Raw genomic sequence first — 18,627 nt, 5'->3', positions numbered from 1 at the left:
GGGTTTTCATTTGCGGCGCAGTGGCTGCTAAGCTCTAGGACGTCCCACCGGCAACGGAGGGAACCCCGGATGCCCTCGTAGCTCAGGGGATAGAGCGTCTGCCTCCGGAGCAGAAGGCCGTAGGTTCGAATCCTATCGAGGGCACAAACAATTACCCCGTCAGCTTTGCTGGCGGGGTATTTTTGTGTGCCGGATACTGACTATCAGTTCGGGGCTTGCCGGTCCTGAACCGCAATAATGTCTGTCCCTGCTCCTAGGCTGAATTTAGTTGGTCATACAGATAGCCAAAGGGGTTTGCCGTGATGTGCTCGATCGTCCCGCCGTACATGCTTCGCAAGATAGCCGCCCAGAACGAGCCTCGGCTGCGTGCCGTCGCCCGGGCAGCCAAAGAGTCGCTGCTGCACATCAAAGACTTGCAGGCCATCCGCACTGCGCCCATCCCGCCGGCGCCACCCAGTGCCCGCCAGGCCAAGCCCGGCCCGCCGAAGCGGACTATTTACGACGCTGAGTCGTCAGAAGTGTTGCCCGGACGTGTGGTCCGCAAGGAAGGCGCGGCACCTGTTGGGGACGTTTCCGCCGATGAGGCCTATGACGGCCTCGGCAACACGCATCGCCTGTACGGCGAGGTTTTCGGCAGGGACTCAATAGACGATGCCGGTCTCGCCTTGGATGCAACTGTCCATTACGGGAAGCTCTACGACAACGCCTTTTGGGATGGCTCCCAAATGGTGTTTGGCGATGGCGATGGGCAGATCTTCCAGCGATTCACCAAGTCCCTCAGCGTCATCGGCCACGAATTGGCTCACGGGGTTACCCAATACACCGCCAACCTGGCGTACCGGAACCAGGCCGGTGCGCTCAACGAGTCCATGTCTGACGTCTTCGGCGTGCTTGTGGAGCAGTACCTAAAGAAGGATTCCGCGGAGCAAGCCAGTTGGCTCATCGGTGAGGGACTCTTCACCGACCAGGTGCAAGGCGCCGCCTTGCGCTCCATGAAAGCACCGGGCACTGCATACGACGACGACGTCCTCGGCAAGGATCCCCAACCGGACTCCATGGATACGTATGTGCGGACCAGTGCCGACAATGGCGGAGTTCATATCAATTCGGGAATCCCCAACAAGGCTTTCTACGTGGTGGCCACAGAACTTGGTGGCAATGCGTGGGAGGCGCCGGGCCAGATCTGGTACGGCACGCTGACCAGCGGAAGCCTCCCCGCGACGTGCACGTTCGGAAAATTTGCCAAAACCACCGTGGCCACCGCCGAAGAACTCTTCGGTTCCGGTTCAGCGGAGCATGACGCCGTCCTGAAGGCGTGGGAGACTGTGAAGGTCAAGGTTTAGTCAGCTGGCGGGACCGGACTGTCCGCTTCGGTCCCTGGCGGTTGGCTGACTACGGTACAAAAGAACGAGAAGCAGCCGGTCATGAAGATCACGGTCCAACGCAGTGGGGGAATCGCAGCGATGACTCGCGTCTGGAGCGTGGACGCAGTGACCCCCGATGATAAAGACCGATGGGTTCCGATCGTGGAGGCGTGCCCTTGGGATGAGGCCAAGAGCCAGGCGCGGTTGGCCAACGAGCCGGACCGGTTCATGTACTCCATCAGGGCCGGCCAACGCCGTGCCACTCTCCCGGACCGCGCCGTCACGGGCCCTTGGCAGGAACTCGTGGAATGCGCCAAAGCTGAAGGTTCAGAATCACAAGGCCGTTTGGGTAGCCGCCGCTAAAGCCAAAGAGCCGCTGCTCAGCCAAAGAGCCGCAGCGCAGCCAAAGTGCGGCTGCTCAGCCCGGCGGCCACCCCGGCACAGCACGCAGCAAACGTCTCCCCCAAAAAGCTCTCTCAGATGGCTTCTGCCAACTGCCCCCGGAAGGCCCGCCTGTAGCTTTGTGGACTTGTGTCCAGCACCTTGGTGAAATGGTGGCGCAGCAGCACCGAATGGCCGAATCCTGCTTCCCTGGCAATTTCGTCGATGTTCAGCTCAGTGGTTTCCAGCAGTTCCTGCGCACGCAGCACGCGTTGCGAGTTGAGCCAGGCGGCCGGAGTCGCCCCGGTTTCCGCCCGGAAACGGCGCGCGAACGTCCTGGGAGACATGTGGAGCCGTGCCGCCAGATCGTTCACGCTGTGCTCTTCGTCGAGGTGCTCAACCATCCAGCGCAGCAAGGCCTCCATGGGTGCTGAACCGCAGCGGGGCATGGGCCTGTCAATGAACTGGGCCTGACCGCCGTCGCGATGTGGCGGGACCACCATGTCCCGCGCGATCGCGGCAGCCACGTTCGCCCCCAACTCCTGACGGACAAGGTGGAGGCAAGCGTCGATTCCTGCCGCTGTTCCAGCACTGGTGATGATGGTCCCGTCCTGTACATAGAGGACGTTCTCATCCACGATCGCGGTCGGGTATCGGCTGGCCAGGTCCTGGGAATAGTGCCAATGCGTGGTGCACCGGCGGCCGTCAAGTAGACCTGCTCGGGCCAGGGCGTAAGCACCGGAGCAAATGGACATCACCCATGCACCCCTGGCATGTGCTGCGCGCAAGGCATCCATCACAGATTCCGGGACGGGTTGGTCCCTTCCGAACGGTGCCATGATGACGAGGTCCGCATCGGCTGCTGCTTCGAGGCCAAGGTTTACATGCAGGGACAGTCCGGACTTCATGCTGACCTCACCCGGCTCCGGGGCTACAACACGGAAATCGAAGGCCGGCACGCCGCCACCACGGTCCGATCGGTCGATGCCGAAGACTTCGAAGGCCGTGCCGAATTCGAAGATCGAGAAGTTGGGTACAACGATCACCGCCACTGATTTCAACATATCTCCAGTGTGGCAGAAAATTGTTCATATAGGGCATTTCTGCCACTGTTTCTTGGTTCGCCGCAGGAGCAGGCTAGAGGCATGGAAATCTTCGGAATCATCCTCTTCATCGTCCTCATCACCGCCGTCGCAGCAACCATTTCAGCCCTGTTGAAGGATGGGCGCGGACACAACCCGCCCATCAACTCCAAGGAACCCTGGAGTGCCTTCGACGCTCCGAGCAGCCCCTACTGGAATCCCCGCATCTACTAGGGGCATGCCAGGCCACTGCAAGGTCCACCACGCCACAACCATCCGACGCCCGCCCGTTCACGGAATTCTGCAGGATTCTTCGAACAGGCGGGCGTCCCTCCTTAACGCCCCATGATTCCTGTCACCACCGCGTCGGACACATGAGCTAGATTCACTGGCATGATCCAAACGTCTGCCCGGCTCCTCCAACTGTTATCGCTCTTGCAGGTGCGTCGGGAATGGACGGGCCCGGCACTCGCTGATCGGATGGGCGTCACCGAGCGGACCGTCCGCAGGGATATCGACAAACTGCGCACTCTCGGGTATCCCATTCACGCATCTCCGGGAATCGCGGGCGGCTATCAACTTGGTGCGGGTGCGCAACTCCCTCCGCTGCTTCTCGATGACAATGAAGCCCTGGCGGTGGCCCTGGGGTTGAACTCCGTGGCGGCAGGGCCCGTAGCCGGCATTGGCGAGGCCTCCGTCCGCGCATTGGCGAAGCTGGAGCAGGTCCTGCCGTCCAGGCTGCGTCCCAAGTTCGCCATGCTGAAGGCCGCCGTCACCACCCTTCCCAGCAATGCAGGAACCGTTGATCCTCAACAACTGACGGTCGTCTCCGCCGCAATATCGGACCGGCGGCAAATCTCCTTCGAGTACGTCAAGTCCGATGGTGAATCCGCACGACGATTGGTGGAGCCCTACAGGTTGGTGGACACCGGCCGTCGCTGGTATCTGGTGGCGTGGGACGTTGAGCGGGAGGACTGGAGAACCTTCCGGGCGGACCGTCTCGCGTCGCTGCCCTCGGAACGCAAGAGATACACACCCCGCCCCCTGCCCGCGGAAGACCTCGCCGCCTACTTGCAGCAGTCCATCACCCGCTCGCCGTACAGGTTCGACGTCGTGGTGAGGCTCCGCGCGCCCCTGGCCGAGGTGGCCGCCGTCGTCAATTCCCAGTACGCCACGCTGACAGCCGATGGTGCGGCGGCCACGATACTGAGGTCCGGATGGGACAACCTGGCCGCCCCGGCGGCCTATCTGGCCGCACTGGACATGGACTTCGAGATCCTCGAGCCTGGTGACTTCAAGTCCTACGCCATGGAGCTTTCGCACCGGCTGAGCGCCGCAGCGGGGACTGTGACGAACTCAGCGGACCCGGCACCCAAGCCACAGTAGACTGGCAGCAGCCATGACACTTCATATTTCCTACCCCGCAGAGCTGCCCGTCTCCGAGCGCCGCGAGGATCTGATGGCGGCCATCGCCGCACACCAGGTCACCATCATTGCCGGCGAGACCGGTTCAGGTAAGACCACGCAGATCCCCAAGATGTGCCTCGAACTTGGCCTTGGAGACAAGGGCCTGATCGGGCACACCCAGCCACGCAGGCTGGCGGCCCGTACTGTGGCCGAGCGCATCGCCTCCGAACTGGACGTGGAGATTGGCCAGGAAGTTGGCTTCCAGGTCCGGTTCACCGGCGAGGTCAGTGCGTCCACCAAGATCAAGCTGATGACGGACGGCATCCTCCTCGCGGAGATCCAGCGGGACAAACTGCTGCGGAAGTACAGCACCATCATCATCGATGAAGCCCATGAGCGCAGCCTCAACATCGACTTCATTCTGGGCTACCTCAAGCGCATCCTTCCCCAGCGCCCGGACCTCAAGGTCATCATCACCTCGGCCACCATCGATCCCCAACGGTTCGCCAAGCACTTCGGCAGCGAGGAGGATCCAGCACCGATCATCGAGGTGTCGGGACGGACGTACCCGGTGGAGATCCGGTACAGGCCTTTGTCCCAACCCGCCGGCGGGGACGACGACACCTCGGACGACGAACTCGAAGAGGACCGCGATCCTCTGGACGCCGTATGCGATGCCGTGGACGAACTCGCCAAGGAAGCACCAGGCGACATCCTCATCTTCTTCTCCGGTGAGCGCGAAATCCGGGATGCCGCAGAGGCAATCAACGGCCGCATCCAGACAAACAGGCGCCTTGCAGGGACGGAAGTGCTGCCCCTCTTTGCCCGCCTGAGCCTGCAAGAGCAGCACAGGGTATTCAACCCCGGCGGAAAACGTCGCATTATCCTGGCCACCAACGTGGCGGAGACGTCGCTGACCGTTCCGGGCATCAAGTATGTGATCGACACCGGCACCGCCCGCATCTCCCGGTATTCACACCGGACCAAAGTCCAGCGGCTTCCCATCGAACGCGTTTCCCAGGCCTCGGCCAACCAGCGCTCGGGCCGCTGCGGGCGCGTGTCGGAGGGCATTGCCATCCGTTTGTACTCCGAAGAGGACTTCGAGTCGCGTCCGCTGTTCACGGACCCGGAGATTCTCAGGACCAACCTCGCTGCCGTCATCCTGCAGATGACAGCCATGGGCGTGGCCCGTGGACCCAAGGATGTAGAGAACTTCCCCTTCGTGGAACCACCGGACTCACGGGCCATCAACGACGGCGTCACCCTCCTGCGCGAACTCGGCGCCCTGACCTCGCCCAAGTCCGGTGACGCGGGCGGCAACGGCCGCAACGGTAGTGGCCTGACCGCCGTCGGGCAAAAACTTGCCCAGCTGCCCGTGGATCCACGGCTGGGCCGGATGATCGTGGAGGCGGGCAAGCGTGGCTGCGTCCGCGAAGTCATGATCCTGGCGGCAGCGCTGACCATCCAGGACCCCAGGGAACGGCCAACAGACAAACAACAGTTGGCCGCGGAAAAGCACGCCCGGTTCCGTGATGAGCTCTCGGACTTCACCGGCTTCCTCAACCTGTGGAACTACGTCCAGGAAAAACAGCGTGAGCTCTCCTCAACCCAATTCCGCAAGCTGTGCCGGAACGAGTTCATCAATTACCTGCGAGTCCGTGAGTGGCAGGACCTCTTCACCCAACTCCGGCAAATGGCCAAACCCCTCGGCATTGCCCTGGACAACAAGCGCGAAGCCGATCCCGTAGGCAATTACGAGGGCATCCACATCAGCCTGCTCTCCGGATTGCTGAGCCACATCGGTCTCTTGGATGAGCGCAAGCGCGAATACGCCGGTGCACGAGGCAGCCGCTTCGCGATCTTCCCAGGCTCGGCGCTGTTCAAAAAATCTCCGGCGTTCGTGATGGCGGCCGAGCTCGTGGAAACCAGCCGGTTGTGGGCGCGTGTTGCTGCCAAGTTCGATCCTTTGTGGGCCGAGCAAGTAGCACCGGACCTGGTGAAGCGGTCCTACAGCGAACCGCATTGGTCTTCGCGGCAAGGCGCCGTCATGGCCCATGAGAAGGTGACGCTGTACGGCGTGCCGATCATTCCCAACCGTCGGGTCAACTACGGGCGCATCGATCCCGAACTCTCCCGGGAAATGTTCATTCGTCATGCCCTGGTGGAGGGCGAATGGAAAACACACCATAAGTTCTTCCACCGCAACCGTGCCCTGCTCCAGGAAATCGAAGAACTCGAAACCCGCATGAGGCGCCGGGACATCCTGGTGGACGACCAGACCTTGTTCGACTTCTATGATGTGCGCGTAGGCAAAGAGGTGGTGTCCGAGAGGCACTTTGACAAGTGGTGGAAGGACGCCCGCCAGGCAGACCCCGATCTCCTGGACTTCGACCAATCGTTGCTGATGAGCGAAGACGCCGAGTCACTGGATGACTCCGCCTATCCGAAGAGTTGGCTGCACAAGGGCTTCGAACTCCCTCTGAGCTACGAGTTCCATCCTGTGGCGCCCGGCTCGGCCCCCAATCCCTCCGATGGCGTCACCGCTGAAGTTCCGGTGCTGTTCCTCAACCAGTTGGACGATGCTCCTTTCCGCTGGCAAATCCCCGGCCAGCGGGTAGAGCTGGTCACAGCACTGATTAAGTCGCTGCCCAAGCAGGTGCGGAAGAACTTCGTGCCCGCCCCGGACGTTGCGAGGCAAGCAACTGCGGCCCTTGAAGCAGACTTCGATCCCGCCACCGACGAGCTCGAGCCCTCCCTGGAACTGGTTCTTCGCCGGCTCCGCGGTCACGTCATTCCACCTGGATCCTGGAACTGGGATGCAGTGCCACCGCACCTCAGGGTGAGCTTCAAGGTGGTGGACAGCAAGGGCAAAGTCCTGGACGAAGGCAAAGACCTCCCAGAGCTTCAGGAAAAGCTGGCACCGGCCACTCGTCGTGCCATCGCAGAATCGCTCGGCGCCACACCCGCGACCACGTCACGCGGCAAAGGCGTCAACGGCGCAAAGGGAAGCGCCAAAGGAACAGATGCATCCGGTGCGCCCAATGGCCGCACCCCGGCGTCCGGGGAAGCTCCCGGCGTGGATGGAGTTCTTGCCGAACGCAGCGGCATCACCACGTGGGACTTCGGCACCGTGGAGCGTCAAGTGACGCGAACCGTGAAAGGTCACGCAGTCACAGGATTCCCTGCCATCGTGGACGAAGGCAAGTCCGTTGCCCTCAGGGTTTTCCAGAGCCGGCCGGAACAGGAAGCCGCCATGCGTGGCGGCGTCATCAGGCTGCTCGCCTTGCGGATCCCGGCACCTGACCGTTATGTGCTGGAGCATCTCAGCAACACCGAGAAACTGACGTTCAGCCAGAATCCGCACGGATCCGTGAGTGCGCTCATCGCTGACTGCGCTTTAGCGGCGATCGACAAACTGGTCCCCCAGGATCTGCCATGGGACACGCAATCTTTCGATGCGTTGTACGAGGTTGTCCGGGCAGAACTGATCGACACCGTCTTCACGGTGACTGCGATCGTCGAACGTATCCTGGCCAGTACCCGCCGCATCCAGAAGCAGCTGAAGTCCAACACCAGCCTGCATCTGATCAGCGCCCTCAATGACATGAAGAGTCAGCTGGAGCAACTGGTGTTCCCGGGCTTTGTGGCACAGACGGGCTATGCGCAACTCAGCCAAGTGCCGCGGTATCTTCAGGGGATCGAGAAGCGGCTGGAAAAGCTTCCGGGGAACGTCCAACGCGATGGACTTAATATGGCAGTCGTTCAGGCTTTGGAGGATGACTATGACGACGCCGTATCCGCACTGCTTCCTGGGCGGCGCGCCGGCGCCGAGTTAACCCGTGTGCGCTGGATGATCGAGGAACTGCGGGTGAGCCTCTTCGCCGTGGAGTTGGGCACCGCCTATTCCGTGTCGGAGAAGCGCATCCGCACTGTCCTGAACCAGGCACTCGCCCCGGCCTAGCGCCAGTCACAGAAAAACCCGGCAGTGCGGATTCAGCACTGCCGGGTTAAATCTTGTAGGGGGCTCAGTCCTCCGGGACACTATCCCCGTGGCCAGCCGTCCGGAGAGCGGCGCGAAGCTTAACGGCAGTAGCATCCATGACCGCGGGATCCGGGTTGTGGTCCACGTTGTGAATTTCAAAGTCTGCCGTGGAATAGGCAGGCCACACGTGGACGTGCAGATGATCCACCTCGAAACCTTCCATCAACACGCCAACACGCTTGGCATCGAAGATCGACTCCTGCACCTTGCCGATTCGCTGGGCCACGTCCATGACCTTGGCCAGCAGCTCGGGGCTGGCGTGCGTCCACGAGTCCACTTCTTCACGCGGGACCACCAAGGTGTGCCCTTGGGTGATGGGCGAGATGGTCAGGAACGCCACCACGTCCTGGTCCTTCCAGACGAAGCGGCCCGGGATTTCCCCATTGATGATCTTGGTGAACAGCGTGCTCATGCGTCTGCCCTTTCGGATGGTTCCTGAAGTGTTGCTGTGTCCAGAACGAAACGGTACTTCACATCTCCGGCCACCATGCGGTCATAAGCTTCGTTGAGTTGCCCGGCCGCCACTACCTCAATGTCGCTCACAACTCCGTGTTCGGCACAGAAATCCAACATCTCCTGCGTTTCCTCAATGCCGCCGATCAAGGAACCTGCATAGGCGAGCCGACGGCGGATGAGCAGGCCAGGGCTGACCGGTGGCATGTCATCGGCGGGGAGCCCCAGTTGGAAGAGTGCGCCATCCAGGCGAAGGGTCCGGAAGTAGGGGTTGAGATCATGTGGCGCTGCGACGGTGTCGATGATGACATCGATGCTCCGGTTTGCAGCGTCCATGGCCTCGTCATCCTTGGAAAGGACCACATGGTCAGCGCCCAGCTCCCGGGCAGCCTCGAACTTGGATTCGGACGTGGTGAAAACGGTGACCTCGGCGCCCATGGCTTTGGCGATCTTGACCGCCATGTGCCCCAGCCCGCCCAAACCCACCACGCCAACAGAGTCGCCTTCTTCGACATCGAAATACCGCAGTGGAGAGTAGGTGGTGATTCCGGCGCACAGCAAAGGAGCTGCCGCTGCGGCGTCCAAGGTCTCGGGAACCCGCAGCACAAAGCGCCTGTCAACCACTACCGACGTCGAATAGCCACCCTGGGTGATCTCATCGCCGTGGCGGGGGTCGGCCGCGCCGTACGTCCCGATGTTGCCCCGTTCGCAATACTGCTCCAGTCCGTCGAGGCAGCTCTCACATTCGCGGCAGGAGTCCACCATGCAGCCGACGCCGACGCGGTCGCCCGGAGCGAAGTCCTCCACAGCGGAACCCACGCGGGTTACTTTGCCTACGATTTCGTGGCCGGGCACCAGCGGGTACGGCGGGACCCGCCACTCCCCACGCGTCGCATGGACGTCTGAATGGCACAGACCGCAGAATTCAATCGCGATCTCGACGTCGTCCTCGGTGGGGACCCGGCGCGCGACGGTCAGTGGCACCAAGCCACTATCGGGCGAGGTTGCGCCGTACGCTGCAGCGAGCGTCCTGGGTTCGGCGTCAGACCCACCCGCGTCAAGAGTGATGGATTTGGCTAAGGGCGGAGGTACGGGGCGTCCGGGAGTCATGCTCCGACGCTACTCCCGGCAGACGTGCCGGTGCCACTCGAGGCGGCGTGATCAGCGGCACCATCAGCGCCTTCATCAAAGGGATCCTTTCCAATAGCCACCGTATTCGCGGCGTTATTCGACCATTGCGAGAACGAGCCCGGATACAGCGCAGCCCGGTATCCGGCGATCTCCAAAGCAGCGATCTCATGGGACGCCGTCACTCCGGAACCGCAATAGACCGCCACCCCGGACGACTCCGTCAGGCCCAGCTCCTCAAAACGCCTCCGCAACTCCTCCGCTGGAAGGAACCTTCCATCAGCTGTGACGTTCCCCGTTGTGGGCGCGCTCACTGCGCCGGGGATGTGCCCGGCCCTGGGATCGATTGGTTCCACCTCACCGCGGTAGCGCTCCCCCGCCCGGGCGTCCAGCAGCACACCCTTGCGGTGCCACTGCCCCGCCTCCTGCTCCGTGATGGACGGCATGCGGCCCGCGCCCAAAGTGACATCTCCGACGGCGGGACTCACCTCACCGGATTCCACCGGGTAACCCGCCGCACGCCACGCGGCCAGGCCGCCGTCGAGCAAGTACACCGAGCCAAAGTCAGCATTCCGCAGCATCCACCAAACGCGTGCCGCGGCCATATTGCCGCTGTTGTCGTACGCCACCACGGTGTCGCCGTCGTTGATCCCCCACTTTCGGGCGGATTCCTGAAAGCGATCAGGGGCCGGCAAAGGATGGCGCCCTTGCCGGGGCTGCGCGTGGTCAGCCAGCTCTGTGGGAAGATCCACGAACACTGCGCCCGGAAGATGGGCGCTCTGGTACTCAGCGCGCCCATCTGAACGGCCAAGGACCCAGCGGACGTCCAGAAGTACGGTGCGTTTCCCAGATTCGAGGCGCGCGTGCAGTTCCGACGCGCTGATCAACGTGGCCATAAGTTCTCCTTCGTTCCGGCGGCTTTGGCTTCCTTGCTGCCGGTGCCTCAATTCCAGCCTAGGCTTATCCGGTGAGCAATTCGTGTATTCAGGACAGGGCATGGGCCAACGAGGCCATCCGTAAGATCGAGGCTGAGAATAACCGCTCGGCCGACACCCACCTTTATGCGGTTCCACTCCCGGAGCACTGGGGAGTCCACCTGTACCTCAAGGACGAATCGACCCACAGATCCGGCAGCCTCAAGCACCGTTTGGCCCGGTCCCTGTTCCTCTATGGACTGGTCAACGGCTGGATCACCGAAGGCACCACCATCGTTGAAGCCTCAAGCGGGAGCACCGCCGTGTCCGAGGCCTACTTTGCCCGGCTCATCGGGTTGCCCTTTATCGCGGTCATGACCAAGACCACCAGCCCGGAAAAGATCGCACTGATTGAGGACTTCGGAGGTGCATGCCTGCTGGTTGACCATGCTTCAGAGGTCTACGCCGTTGCCGAAGAGACCGCAAAGACCTCCGGTGGCTACTACATGGATCAATTCACCTACGCCGAACGTGCAACGGATTGGCGCGGCAACAACAACATCGCGGAATCGATCTTCGAACAGCTCTCCCTGGAAGAACACCAGATTCCGGAATGGATTGTGGTCGGAGCGGGTACCGGCGGTACCAGCGCCACCATTGGCCGCTACCTTCGATACAACCGATATGACACCCGGCTGGCTGTCGTGGACCCCGAAAATTCGGCGTTCTACCCGGCGTGGCGCGACGGGGACGCGGCCGCTGCCACGGGCCTGCCGTCCCGGATCGAGGGGATCGGCCGGCCTCGGTCTGAGCCCAGCTTCGTCCCGGCAGTCATCGACCACATGATCCAAGTGCCCGACGCCGCCTCGGTCGCCGCCATGCGCCACCTGCGAAAACTCACCGGCCTGCACGCAGGGCCATCCACAGGAACCAATCTTTGGGGCGTCTGGCAGCTGGTGGCCGCGATGGTGGCGGAGGGCCGCAGGGGCAGCATCGTTTCACTCATGTGCGACGCCGGCGATCGTTACGCGGGCAGCTACAACGACGCCGGATGGTTGGGCGCACACGGCTTGGACCCGGCACCCCACGAAGCTGTGCTGGAACGTTTTCACAGCGAAGGGGTGTGGACCGGCTAGAGCTCCACAGACTCCTTCGGGGCCAGACGCGTGTAGGTGGTTCCATAACGGGCGCCGATCCGGGTGACATGTCCCTCAACGATTCCCCGGCCGAGTTCGTTGAGCAGACCGTCGTGGACCGGAAATGCCCTGGGAGCGCGGACGGAGATCACGAAGTCCACTACCTCGCCCACTTTGGACCAAGGGGCATGGATGGGGACCAGGAGGGTTTGAACATTGATACCGTCGGGGACCACAAACGAATCTCCGGGGTGGAAGACGTTCCCATCCACCAGGTAGCCGACGTTCGCCACTACCGGGATCTGTGCGTGGATGACGGCATGTTGTCCACCGAAAGTCCGGATGCTGAATCCTGCCGCCTCAAAGCTGGAGCCGGGCTCCACAGCATGCACCCGATCGGTTACATCGGCGTTTTCCTTCAGAGCAGCGGCCACCCCGGCCGGCGCGTGGACCTCCAGCGCAGTGTTGCTCCGCAGGGCTGCCGTCACCGCCGCATGATCGATGTGGTCATTGTGCTCGTGCGTAACAAGCACGGCATGGGCTCCGCTCAACGCTTCCTCGGACTCGGAGAAAGTCCCGGGGTCGATCACCAGGACCTTTCCCTCCTTCTCCAACCGGACACAGGCGTGGGTGTACTTGGTGAGCTTCATGGAGACAGCCTATGGGCGCCGGCTGACAGTTTCCAAGCCTCCCCTACTGGTAAAATTGGGGTTTGCCAGCATCCCCAGGGAAGTGAGTCTTTTAATGCCACAGGGCACCAATTCCGCCACGACCGGCACCGCAGCGCCGGCCACCAGCGGTGTCAAGGAGCAGCGTGTCACCAAGCAACGCTTGGCCGTCAGCGCCGCCCTGGACGAATTGGATGACTTCGTCAGCACCCAGGAGCTCTACCGGCTGCTGCAGAACAAAGGCATCTCCGTGTCGCTTGCCACGGCGTACCGGATACTGCAGTCCTTGGCCGACGACGGCCTCATTGATGTCCTTCGAAACGGCGACGGCGAGGCAGTGTATCGACGCTGCGCGGTCACCGGGCATCACCACCACTTGCTGTGCCGCAACTGCGGCAAGGCCGAAGAAGTGGAAGCGCCCGCCGTCGAGACCTGGGCGGCGCGCACCGCTGCTGAACATGGCTTCACCGAAGTGGCGCACACCGTGGAAATCTTCGGGCTGTGCCCTGAGTGCACCGCTAAGAAAGCCGCCGGAAAGCTCTAGAGGGCACCTGCGGGCTGGTCCCGTGACACCCGGCCGTTGAGGCCCTTATTGGTACGGACACGTCCGATCACCCGGCACACCACGTAGATCAAGAACGACAACGTGGTGACGTAAGGGCTGATGGGAATCCGACTTCCGAGGGCCAGCAGGATTCCACCCACCGTTGCAGTCAATGCGAACACCACGCTCAACAGCACCACCAGCCGGGGTGACGTGGTGACCCTCAACGCGGCAGCCGCCGGCGTGATCAGCAGGGCAAGGACCAGCAACGCGCCAACAATCTGGATGGACAAGGCCACACTGACACCCAGCAGCACCATGAAGCCGATGGCCAAACCACGGACCGGAACGCCCCGGGCCTCTGCCATCTCAGGGTCAACACTGGCGAAGCTCAGCGGACGCCAGATGGCCGCCAACGCGATCATCACCACCACAGCTGTGCCGGCGAGGACCTGTAGCTGCACCGTGTCAACGGAAACTATCTGACCGGTCAGCAGACCAAATTTATTGGCCGCACGGCCCTCATAGAGAGCCAGAAACAGGATGCCCAGGCCCAAGCCGAACGGCATGATCACCCCAATGATCGAGTTCTTGTCACGTGCCCTGACTCCCATAAAACCCAGAAGCACAGCCGCGGCCACGGAGCCAATGAGGGAACCGAAGATGATGTCGGCACCGATCAGCAGGGCAAAGGCCGCACCCGCGAAAGAGAGCTCGGAGATGCCGTGGACCGCGAAAGCGAGGTCCCGCTTCATCACGAACGTGCCAACAAGCCCACCCAGGAGCCCCAGCACGGCACCTGCCCAAATGGAATTCTGGACGAGGACCAGCAATTCACCGTAATTCTCGAAGTTGAAAATGGTCGCCAGGATGCTCTCGAGGTCCATCTAGAACTCCTCCCCGGCTTTCGCATGGGCTTCGTCATGGAAGTGGGTGGTTGCATCAGGCAGACCCACCACCACAATCCTTCCGTTGGCGTGGATTACTTCCACATGGCTGTCGTACAACTCGGAGAGAACTTCCGTGGTCATGACTTCCTTCGGCGTGCCCACACGGAATTTTCCACCGGCCAGGTAGAGCACCCGGTCCACGTAGTCGATCACCGGATTGATCTCGTGGGTCACGAAGACCACCGCACTGTTCCGCTCGTGGCATTGCTTGTTGATCAGCGAGCTGACCCCCTGCTGGTGATGCAGGTCCAGGGACAGCAGCGGCTCGTCACACAGGAGGACCTGTGGCTCCGTGGCCAATGCTTGCGCCACCCGGAGACGTTGTTGCTCGCCACCGGACAATTGTCCCACCGGCACCTTTGCGTAATCTGACGCGCCTACTTGCTCCAGCAATTGGTCGATCCGCTGGTTGACAGTGCCGGACGCGAACCGCATCCCCCATCGGTGACCATCGATTCCCAGCCCCACCAGGTCTCGGGCGCGTAGTGGGGTGTCAGGGGCAAACGACTTCTGCTGAGGTATATAGCCAATTTTCTTGCTTCCACGTTCCACCGGGTGGCCCCCCAGCGAAACGGTCCCTGAATGCAATTCCTGCAATCCAAGCAGAACCTTGAGGAAGCTGGTCTTGCCGCTGCCGTTGGGCCCCAAGACGGCGAAGAACTCTCCAGGATTGATATCGAGGTCGAGATCCCGCCAGAGCGCCCTCTTGCCAAACTGAAGGCTTGCTCCGCGGAGGCTCACTACCGGTGTCAAAAGTTGTCCTCGATCCATGCGCTGCTGGGAACGCTGTCAGTTGTGCCGCAGGTATTCGCGGCCGTGCAGGTGGCAGGCAAAAGGCCCCGCAGCCATCCTGAATATCTTAGGACGTAGGCAGGGCCCTTCACCGCATGCGGGGTGTCGGGAAATGCTACTTCTTGAGTGCGGAGGAGACCGCTTCCACATTGTCGGACATCCACTGGACATAGTCCTTGCCGTCAGGCAGTGTCTCAGTGAAGTTCACCACCGGCACGCCAGCGGCTTCTGCGGCCCGTTTGACGCTTTCAGTCTGGGGCCCTTCCGTCTGCTCGTTGTAGGCAAGGAACCTCACTGACTTGGCACTGACAAGGTCAGTGGTTTCCTTCAGCACAGCGGCCGGGACATCTGTTTCCTCTTCAATGGCAGCACTGTAAGCCTCGGGGGTCTTGTTTTCCAGGCCGGCAGCTTCCAGGAGGTACAACGGCACGGGCTCGGTCACGGCTACCGGAGCGTGCTCATTGGCGGCCTTGACGGCGTCGAGCTTTCCGGTGAGGTCAGCAAGTTTGGCTTTGAAGGCTTCGGCATTCGAGGTGAAGGTGGCAGCCGATCCCGCATCCAGGCTGCCCAATTTGGTGGCAACTGCATCGGCAAGCTTGCCCATGGCGTCCAAGCTGTACCAGACGTGCTCGTTGAACTCACCATGGTTATGGGTGTGGCCCTCTTCGCTGTGGGATTCTTCGCTATGGCCCTCCTCCTCAGGAGCAAGGCCTGAGATCTCGACGGCGCTGATCATGTTCTCGTGGCCGACCTTCGTCTCATCCGCTATCTTGTGCAGGAATTCGTCATAGCCCCCGCCGTTCTCCACCACAAGCTTGGCCTTGGAGATCACCAGCTTGTCCTGGGCGCTTGCCTCGTAGGAGTGCGGGTCCTGGCTTGTCTTGGTGATGATGGAGCTCACCTTGACCTTATCCCCGCCGATTGCCTTCACAACATCCCCGTAGACGTTTGTGGAAGTGACAACCTCAATGGCGCTTGCTGACGACTCGCTGTTTGCCCCGGCGGTACCGGCACAAGAAGACAGCAGCAGGGCGGAAAGGGCTGTTGAAGCGGCCACGGACAGGCGGGTGGCGGAACGACGCACGAAGACCTCGGATCTACTCAAAATGAGAATCAAACACAATTACTGGCAGATCTCAGTGTAGCCCTAAATAGGAATGATTCCTATTTAGACTTGTCTGGCGTCACCCGAACCCGGGCAACGCCAGACTCGTTCTACTGCACCTGCTGGCCTCCATAGCGACGGATACCGGTGGCCTGAGTGGCATCGCGGATCTCACCCACCAACTGCTCGATCACGTCCTCGAGGAACAGCACGCCCTGAGTCTCCCCACCCGTACCCACAATGCGGGCCAAGTGCGAACCAGTGCGCTGCATGACGGACATGGCCTGCTCGATTTCGTCGTCCGGGGCAAGGTTGGCCAGCGACCGGATCCGGCCCTCGGCAATCGGGTGCTTCCTGCCCTCGTCCGGAATGGACAGAATGTCCTTCACATGCAGGTATCCGGCGAGTTCGCCGTCGTCGTCGATCATGGGGAACCGGGAGAATCCGGTGCGGCTGACCGCCTTCTCCAAGTCGACGGGGGTGGATGCAGTCTTCAGCACCACCAACTTGTCCAAGGGAACCATGATGTGCGAAGCAGTGTGCTCCGAGAATTCCAGGGCACCGCTCAACAGCCCCGCGTCGTCATCCACCAATCCATGGCGTGTGGACTCCTGAACAATCGACTGCACTTCCTCAAGCGTGAAGGACGAAGACACTTCATCCTTGGGCTCAATCTTCATCAGCCTCAGGATGTGGTTTGCCAGCCAGTTCAGCGACCAGATAATCGGATTCACCACCCGCGCGATGAACATCAGCGGCGGCGCCAACAAGAGTGCCGCCTTGTCCGCGACGGAAACCGAGATGTTCTTGGGAACCATCTCGCCAAAGGTGACGTGCAGGAACGTGACAACCAGCAACGCAATGGCAAAGGCAATGATGTCCGCCAGCTCAACCGGAACACCCACCAGCTCAAGGGGCTCAGCCAACAGATGATGGATGGCAGGCTCCGCTACCTGCAGGATCAGGAGGGAGCAGACGGTAATACCCAACTGCGCACAGGCGAGCATCAGCGAGACATTCTCCATGGCGCGCAGTGTTGTTTGTGCTCGTTTGGACCCGGCTTCGGCCAACGGCTCAATCTGGCTCCGACGAGCGGACATGACCGCGAACTCAGCACCCACAAAGAAGGCGTTGCCAATCAGGAGCACCACGAGCCAGACGATTCCTACCCAGTCACTCACAGTGCACCTGCTTCATGGCGCGAATTCCCGGCGTCCTCGGAAGTCGACGTTTCAGTCTCAGTCTCAGTCTCAGTCTCAGTCTCAGTCTCAGTCTCAGTCTCAGTCTCCACGTGATGGAAACAGATCCGGTCGATCCTTCGGCCGTCCATCCTGGTCACAGTCAGCGTCCCGCCGACTGTATCTACGACGTCGCCCGTCCTGGCAATGCGTCCCAGCCGGCTCATGACGTAGCCTCCCACGGTCTCGTAGGCAGATTCGTCGGGGACGGTGAGGTTGGGAATTTGCTCGGAAACCTCATCCGGCCTCAGCAAGCCCGGGAAGTACCAGTCGCCGGATGCACTCTGCAGCACTCCCGGCCGGACTTTGTCGTGCTCGTCAGCAACTTCCCCGACGATTTCCTCCACAAGATCCTCAAGGGTGGTGATGCCGGCAGTTCCGCCGTATTCGTCGAGCACCACCGCGAGTTGGAGGTTGCCTTCCCGCAATTCAGAGAGAAGGGCGTCCAAGTGGATCGTCTCCGGGACCTGCAGCACGTCCGTCATGATGGCACCGGCCTCAAGCTTGGTCCGACGCTCCGCGGGCACAGCTACCGCCTTCTTGACATGGACCACGCCTCGGATGTCATCGGTGGAATCACCAATGACAGGGAATCGGGAGTACCCGGTTCGCCGTGCGGCGTCCAGGACATCGGAGACCGGCTGGTTGGCGTCGATCGTTTCCATGCGGATACGCGGCGTCATGACATCGGCCGCAGTGCGTCCGGAAAAGTTCAAGGTGCGGGCAACAAAGTTTGCCGTGCCCGCATCCAACGTCCCCAATTCGGCGGAGCGCCGCACCAAAGAAGCCAGTTCTGCAGGGGTCCTCGCACCCGAGATCTCTTCCTTGGCTTCCAGGCCGAACAGGTTCAGGACTTTGTTCGAGAAACCATTCAGCACCACGATCGCCGGTTTGAAAACAGCAGTAAACATCAACTGGGGTCGCGCAAGGCGCTTACCCAAAGGGAAAGCGAGGGCAATGGCCATGTTCTTGGGGACCAGCTCGCCCAGAAGCATCGACAGGAGCGTGGCGAAAGCCATGGCAACAATCAGCGCCACCGAATGAGCTATTTCAGGAGCCAGGCCCAACAAGCCGAGGGGGCCCACCAACAGCTGGCCGACAGAAGGCTCCATCACGAAACCCGTCAACAGGGTGGTCAGGGTAATGCCCAACTGGCAACTGGAAAGCTGAGTTGAGAGGGACTTCAGGCACTTCAGCAGCGGAGCAGCAGCGTGATCGCCGTTATCTACTGCGCGTTGAACGCTGGCTTGGTCCAAGGCAACAAGGGAAAACTCAACTGCTACAAAGAAGCCGGTGCCAAGAATCAAGGCAAAGCCGGCAAGGAGAAGAATCCATTCCACTTAGCGCATCACTCCAAGAGTGGGCACGTGCAGTGGTGATGATGCCTGCGGCGCGGGCATTCGCCCCGGCGGAGGCTTGTCGG

The 18,627-nt window shown here is 61.5% G+C and carries 17 protein-coding genes and 1 tRNA gene; 8 read left to right on the top strand and 10 right to left on the bottom strand.

Annotated elements, in window-relative coordinates; genetic code table 11:
• The first annotated feature begins 71 nt into the window (after positions 1-71).
• From AR689_RS02535 to AR689_RS02525, 3 genes are all read left to right on the top strand, one after another.
• Positions 72-144: transfer RNA gene (locus AR689_RS02535), tRNA-Arg, on the top strand.
• Between the two features lie 158 nt (positions 145-302).
• Positions 303-1,343 carry a M4 family metallopeptidase gene (locus AR689_RS02530; RefSeq protein WP_231745422.1) on the top strand — a complete coding sequence of 347 codons (1,041 nt, stop codon included), beginning with the start codon at positions 303-305 and terminating at the stop codon, positions 1,341-1,343.
• 81 nt (positions 1,344-1,424) lie between these two features.
• Positions 1,425-1,727 (top strand): protealysin inhibitor emfourin, encoded by a 303-nt coding sequence (locus AR689_RS02525; RefSeq protein ID WP_062066346.1) that lies wholly within the window; start codon positions 1,425-1,427, stop codon positions 1,725-1,727.
• Between the two features lie 113 nt (positions 1,728-1,840).
• On the opposite strand, the gene AR689_RS02520 is transcribed toward AR689_RS02525, so the two are convergent.
• A complete protein-coding gene (locus AR689_RS02520) occupies positions 1,841-2,809 on the bottom strand; it encodes a GlxA family transcriptional regulator (protein WP_062066343.1) in 969 nt (322 codons plus the stop codon).
• Positions 2,810-2,890: 81 nt separating this feature from the next.
• Here AR689_RS02520 and AR689_RS23265 point away from each other — a divergent pair, with 81 nt between their 5' ends.
• The 3 genes from AR689_RS23265 to hrpA all read left to right on the top strand — a co-directional run bounded on the left by AR689_RS23265 (position 2,891) and on the right by hrpA (position 8,195).
• Entirely contained in the window at positions 2,891-3,061 is a 171-nt protein-coding gene (locus AR689_RS23265; protein ID WP_175538583.1) for a hypothetical protein, read from the top strand.
• Between the two features lie 159 nt (positions 3,062-3,220).
• On the top strand, positions 3,221-4,213 hold the full coding sequence (locus tag AR689_RS02515) for a helix-turn-helix transcriptional regulator (RefSeq protein ID WP_062066340.1): 993 nt from the start codon (positions 3,221-3,223) through the stop codon (positions 4,211-4,213).
• 13 nt (positions 4,214-4,226) lie between these two features.
• Positions 4,227-8,195: an ATP-dependent RNA helicase HrpA gene (gene hrpA / locus AR689_RS02510; protein ID WP_062066337.1), complete on the top strand. Its 3,969-nt coding sequence runs from the start codon at positions 4,227-4,229 to the stop codon at positions 8,193-8,195.
• 64 nt (positions 8,196-8,259) lie between these two features.
• On the opposite strand, the gene AR689_RS02505 is transcribed toward hrpA, so the two are convergent.
• Genes AR689_RS02505 through AR689_RS02495 form a run of 3 tightly spaced genes read right to left on the bottom strand, consistent with a single transcriptional unit; the run spans position 8,260 to position 10,753 of the window.
• On the bottom strand, positions 8,260-8,688 hold the full coding sequence (locus AR689_RS02505) for an HIT family protein (RefSeq protein ID WP_062066334.1): 429 nt from the start codon (positions 8,686-8,688) through the stop codon (positions 8,260-8,262).
• Positions 8,685-9,839, bottom strand: a complete 1,155-nt coding sequence (locus AR689_RS02500; protein WP_062066331.1) for an NAD(P)-dependent alcohol dehydrogenase — start codon at positions 9,837-9,839, stop codon at positions 8,685-8,687. The genes AR689_RS02505 and AR689_RS02500 overlap by 4 nt, the downstream gene beginning before the upstream one ends.
• Complete coding sequence (locus tag AR689_RS02495) at positions 9,836-10,753, bottom strand: sulfurtransferase (RefSeq protein ID WP_062066327.1); 918 nt, start codon at positions 10,751-10,753, stop codon at positions 9,836-9,838. Before AR689_RS02495 ends, AR689_RS02500 begins: the two co-directional genes overlap by 4 nt.
• Before the next feature lie 71 nt (positions 10,754-10,824).
• Between AR689_RS02495 and AR689_RS02490 the strand changes: the two genes are divergently transcribed.
• A complete protein-coding gene (locus AR689_RS02490; protein WP_062066324.1) occupies positions 10,825-11,907 on the top strand; it encodes a PLP-dependent cysteine synthase family protein in 1,083 nt (360 codons plus the stop codon).
• Here the strand turns inward: AR689_RS02490 and AR689_RS02485 are convergent.
• A complete protein-coding gene (locus AR689_RS02485; protein WP_062066321.1) occupies positions 11,904-12,557 on the bottom strand; it encodes an MBL fold metallo-hydrolase in 654 nt (217 codons plus the stop codon). The two genes, AR689_RS02490 and AR689_RS02485, sit on opposite strands and share 4 nt — an antisense overlap.
• 94 nt (positions 12,558-12,651) lie before the next feature.
• On the opposite strand from AR689_RS02485, the gene AR689_RS02480 reads away from it, so the two are divergent.
• A complete protein-coding gene (locus AR689_RS02480) occupies positions 12,652-13,119 on the top strand; it encodes a Fur family transcriptional regulator (protein ID WP_062066318.1) in 468 nt (155 codons plus the stop codon).
• Here AR689_RS02480 and AR689_RS02475 read toward each other — a convergent pair.
• The 5 genes from AR689_RS02475 to AR689_RS02455 all read right to left on the bottom strand — a co-directional run bounded on the left by AR689_RS02475 (position 13,116) and on the right by AR689_RS02455 (position 18,544).
• On the bottom strand, positions 13,116-14,006 hold the full coding sequence (locus tag AR689_RS02475) for a metal ABC transporter permease (RefSeq protein ID WP_062066315.1): 891 nt from the start codon (positions 14,004-14,006) through the stop codon (positions 13,116-13,118). The genes AR689_RS02480 and AR689_RS02475 overlap by 4 nt on opposite strands.
• Positions 14,007-14,840, bottom strand: coding sequence for a metal ABC transporter ATP-binding protein (locus AR689_RS02470; RefSeq protein WP_197412793.1), 834 nt, complete (start codon positions 14,838-14,840; stop codon positions 14,007-14,009).
• A gap of 136 nt (positions 14,841-14,976) precedes the next feature.
• Positions 14,977-15,978 carry a metal ABC transporter solute-binding protein, Zn/Mn family gene (locus AR689_RS02465; RefSeq protein ID WP_062066309.1) on the bottom strand — a complete coding sequence of 334 codons (1,002 nt, stop codon included), beginning with the start codon at positions 15,976-15,978 and terminating at the stop codon, positions 14,977-14,979.
• A 98-nt stretch (positions 15,979-16,076) separates the two neighbouring features.
• Complete coding sequence (locus AR689_RS02460) at positions 16,077-17,147, bottom strand: hemolysin family protein (protein WP_062066306.1); 1,071 nt, start codon at positions 17,145-17,147, stop codon at positions 16,077-16,079.
• Positions 17,144-18,544 carry a hemolysin family protein gene (locus tag AR689_RS02455; protein ID WP_062066303.1) on the bottom strand — a complete coding sequence of 467 codons (1,401 nt, stop codon included), beginning with the start codon at positions 18,542-18,544 and terminating at the stop codon, positions 17,144-17,146. The genes AR689_RS02460 and AR689_RS02455 overlap by 4 nt, the downstream gene beginning before the upstream one ends.
• Positions 18,545-18,627 lie beyond the last annotated feature (83 nt).

The sequence above is a fragment of the Arthrobacter sp. EpRS71 genome (assembly GCF_001512285.1).
Classification (GTDB): domain Bacteria; phylum Actinomycetota; class Actinomycetes; order Actinomycetales; family Micrococcaceae; genus Arthrobacter.
Note: the sequence above shows the minus strand (reverse complement) of the source record. Positions and strands in the feature narration are given on the sequence as shown.

Excerpts from the sequence above, each read along its gene's own strand:
- AR689_RS02480 (WP_062066318.1), top strand. The coding sequence starts at position 12,652 with ATGCCACAGGGCACCAATTCCGCCACGACCGGCACCGCAGCGCCGGCC.
- AR689_RS02500 (WP_062066331.1), bottom strand. The coding sequence starts at position 9,839 with ATGACTCCCGGACGCCCCGTACCTCCGCCCTTAGCCAAATCCATCACT.
- AR689_RS02495 (WP_062066327.1), bottom strand. The coding sequence starts at position 10,753 with ATGGCCACGTTGATCAGCGCGTCGGAACTGCACGCGCGCCTCGAATCT.
- AR689_RS02470 (WP_197412793.1), bottom strand. The coding sequence starts at position 14,840 with ATGGATCGAGGACAACTTTTGACACCGGTAGTGAGCCTCCGCGGAGCA.
- AR689_RS02520 (WP_062066343.1), bottom strand. The coding sequence starts at position 2,809 with ATGTTGAAATCAGTGGCGGTGATCGTTGTACCCAACTTCTCGATCTTC.
- AR689_RS23265 (WP_175538583.1), top strand. The coding sequence starts at position 2,891 with ATGGAAATCTTCGGAATCATCCTCTTCATCGTCCTCATCACCGCCGTC.
- hrpA (WP_062066337.1), top strand. The coding sequence starts at position 4,227 with ATGACACTTCATATTTCCTACCCCGCAGAGCTGCCCGTCTCCGAGCGC.
- AR689_RS02505 (WP_062066334.1), bottom strand. The coding sequence starts at position 8,688 with ATGAGCACGCTGTTCACCAAGATCATCAATGGGGAAATCCCGGGCCGC.
- AR689_RS02485 (WP_062066321.1), bottom strand. The coding sequence starts at position 12,557 with ATGAAGCTCACCAAGTACACCCACGCCTGTGTCCGGTTGGAGAAGGAG.
- AR689_RS02525 (WP_062066346.1), top strand. The coding sequence starts at position 1,425 with ATGAAGATCACGGTCCAACGCAGTGGGGGAATCGCAGCGATGACTCGC.
- AR689_RS02530 (WP_231745422.1), top strand. The coding sequence starts at position 303 with ATGTGCTCGATCGTCCCGCCGTACATGCTTCGCAAGATAGCCGCCCAG.
- AR689_RS02515 (WP_062066340.1), top strand. The coding sequence starts at position 3,221 with ATGATCCAAACGTCTGCCCGGCTCCTCCAACTGTTATCGCTCTTGCAG.
- AR689_RS02475 (WP_062066315.1), bottom strand. The coding sequence starts at position 14,006 with ATGGACCTCGAGAGCATCCTGGCGACCATTTTCAACTTCGAGAATTAC.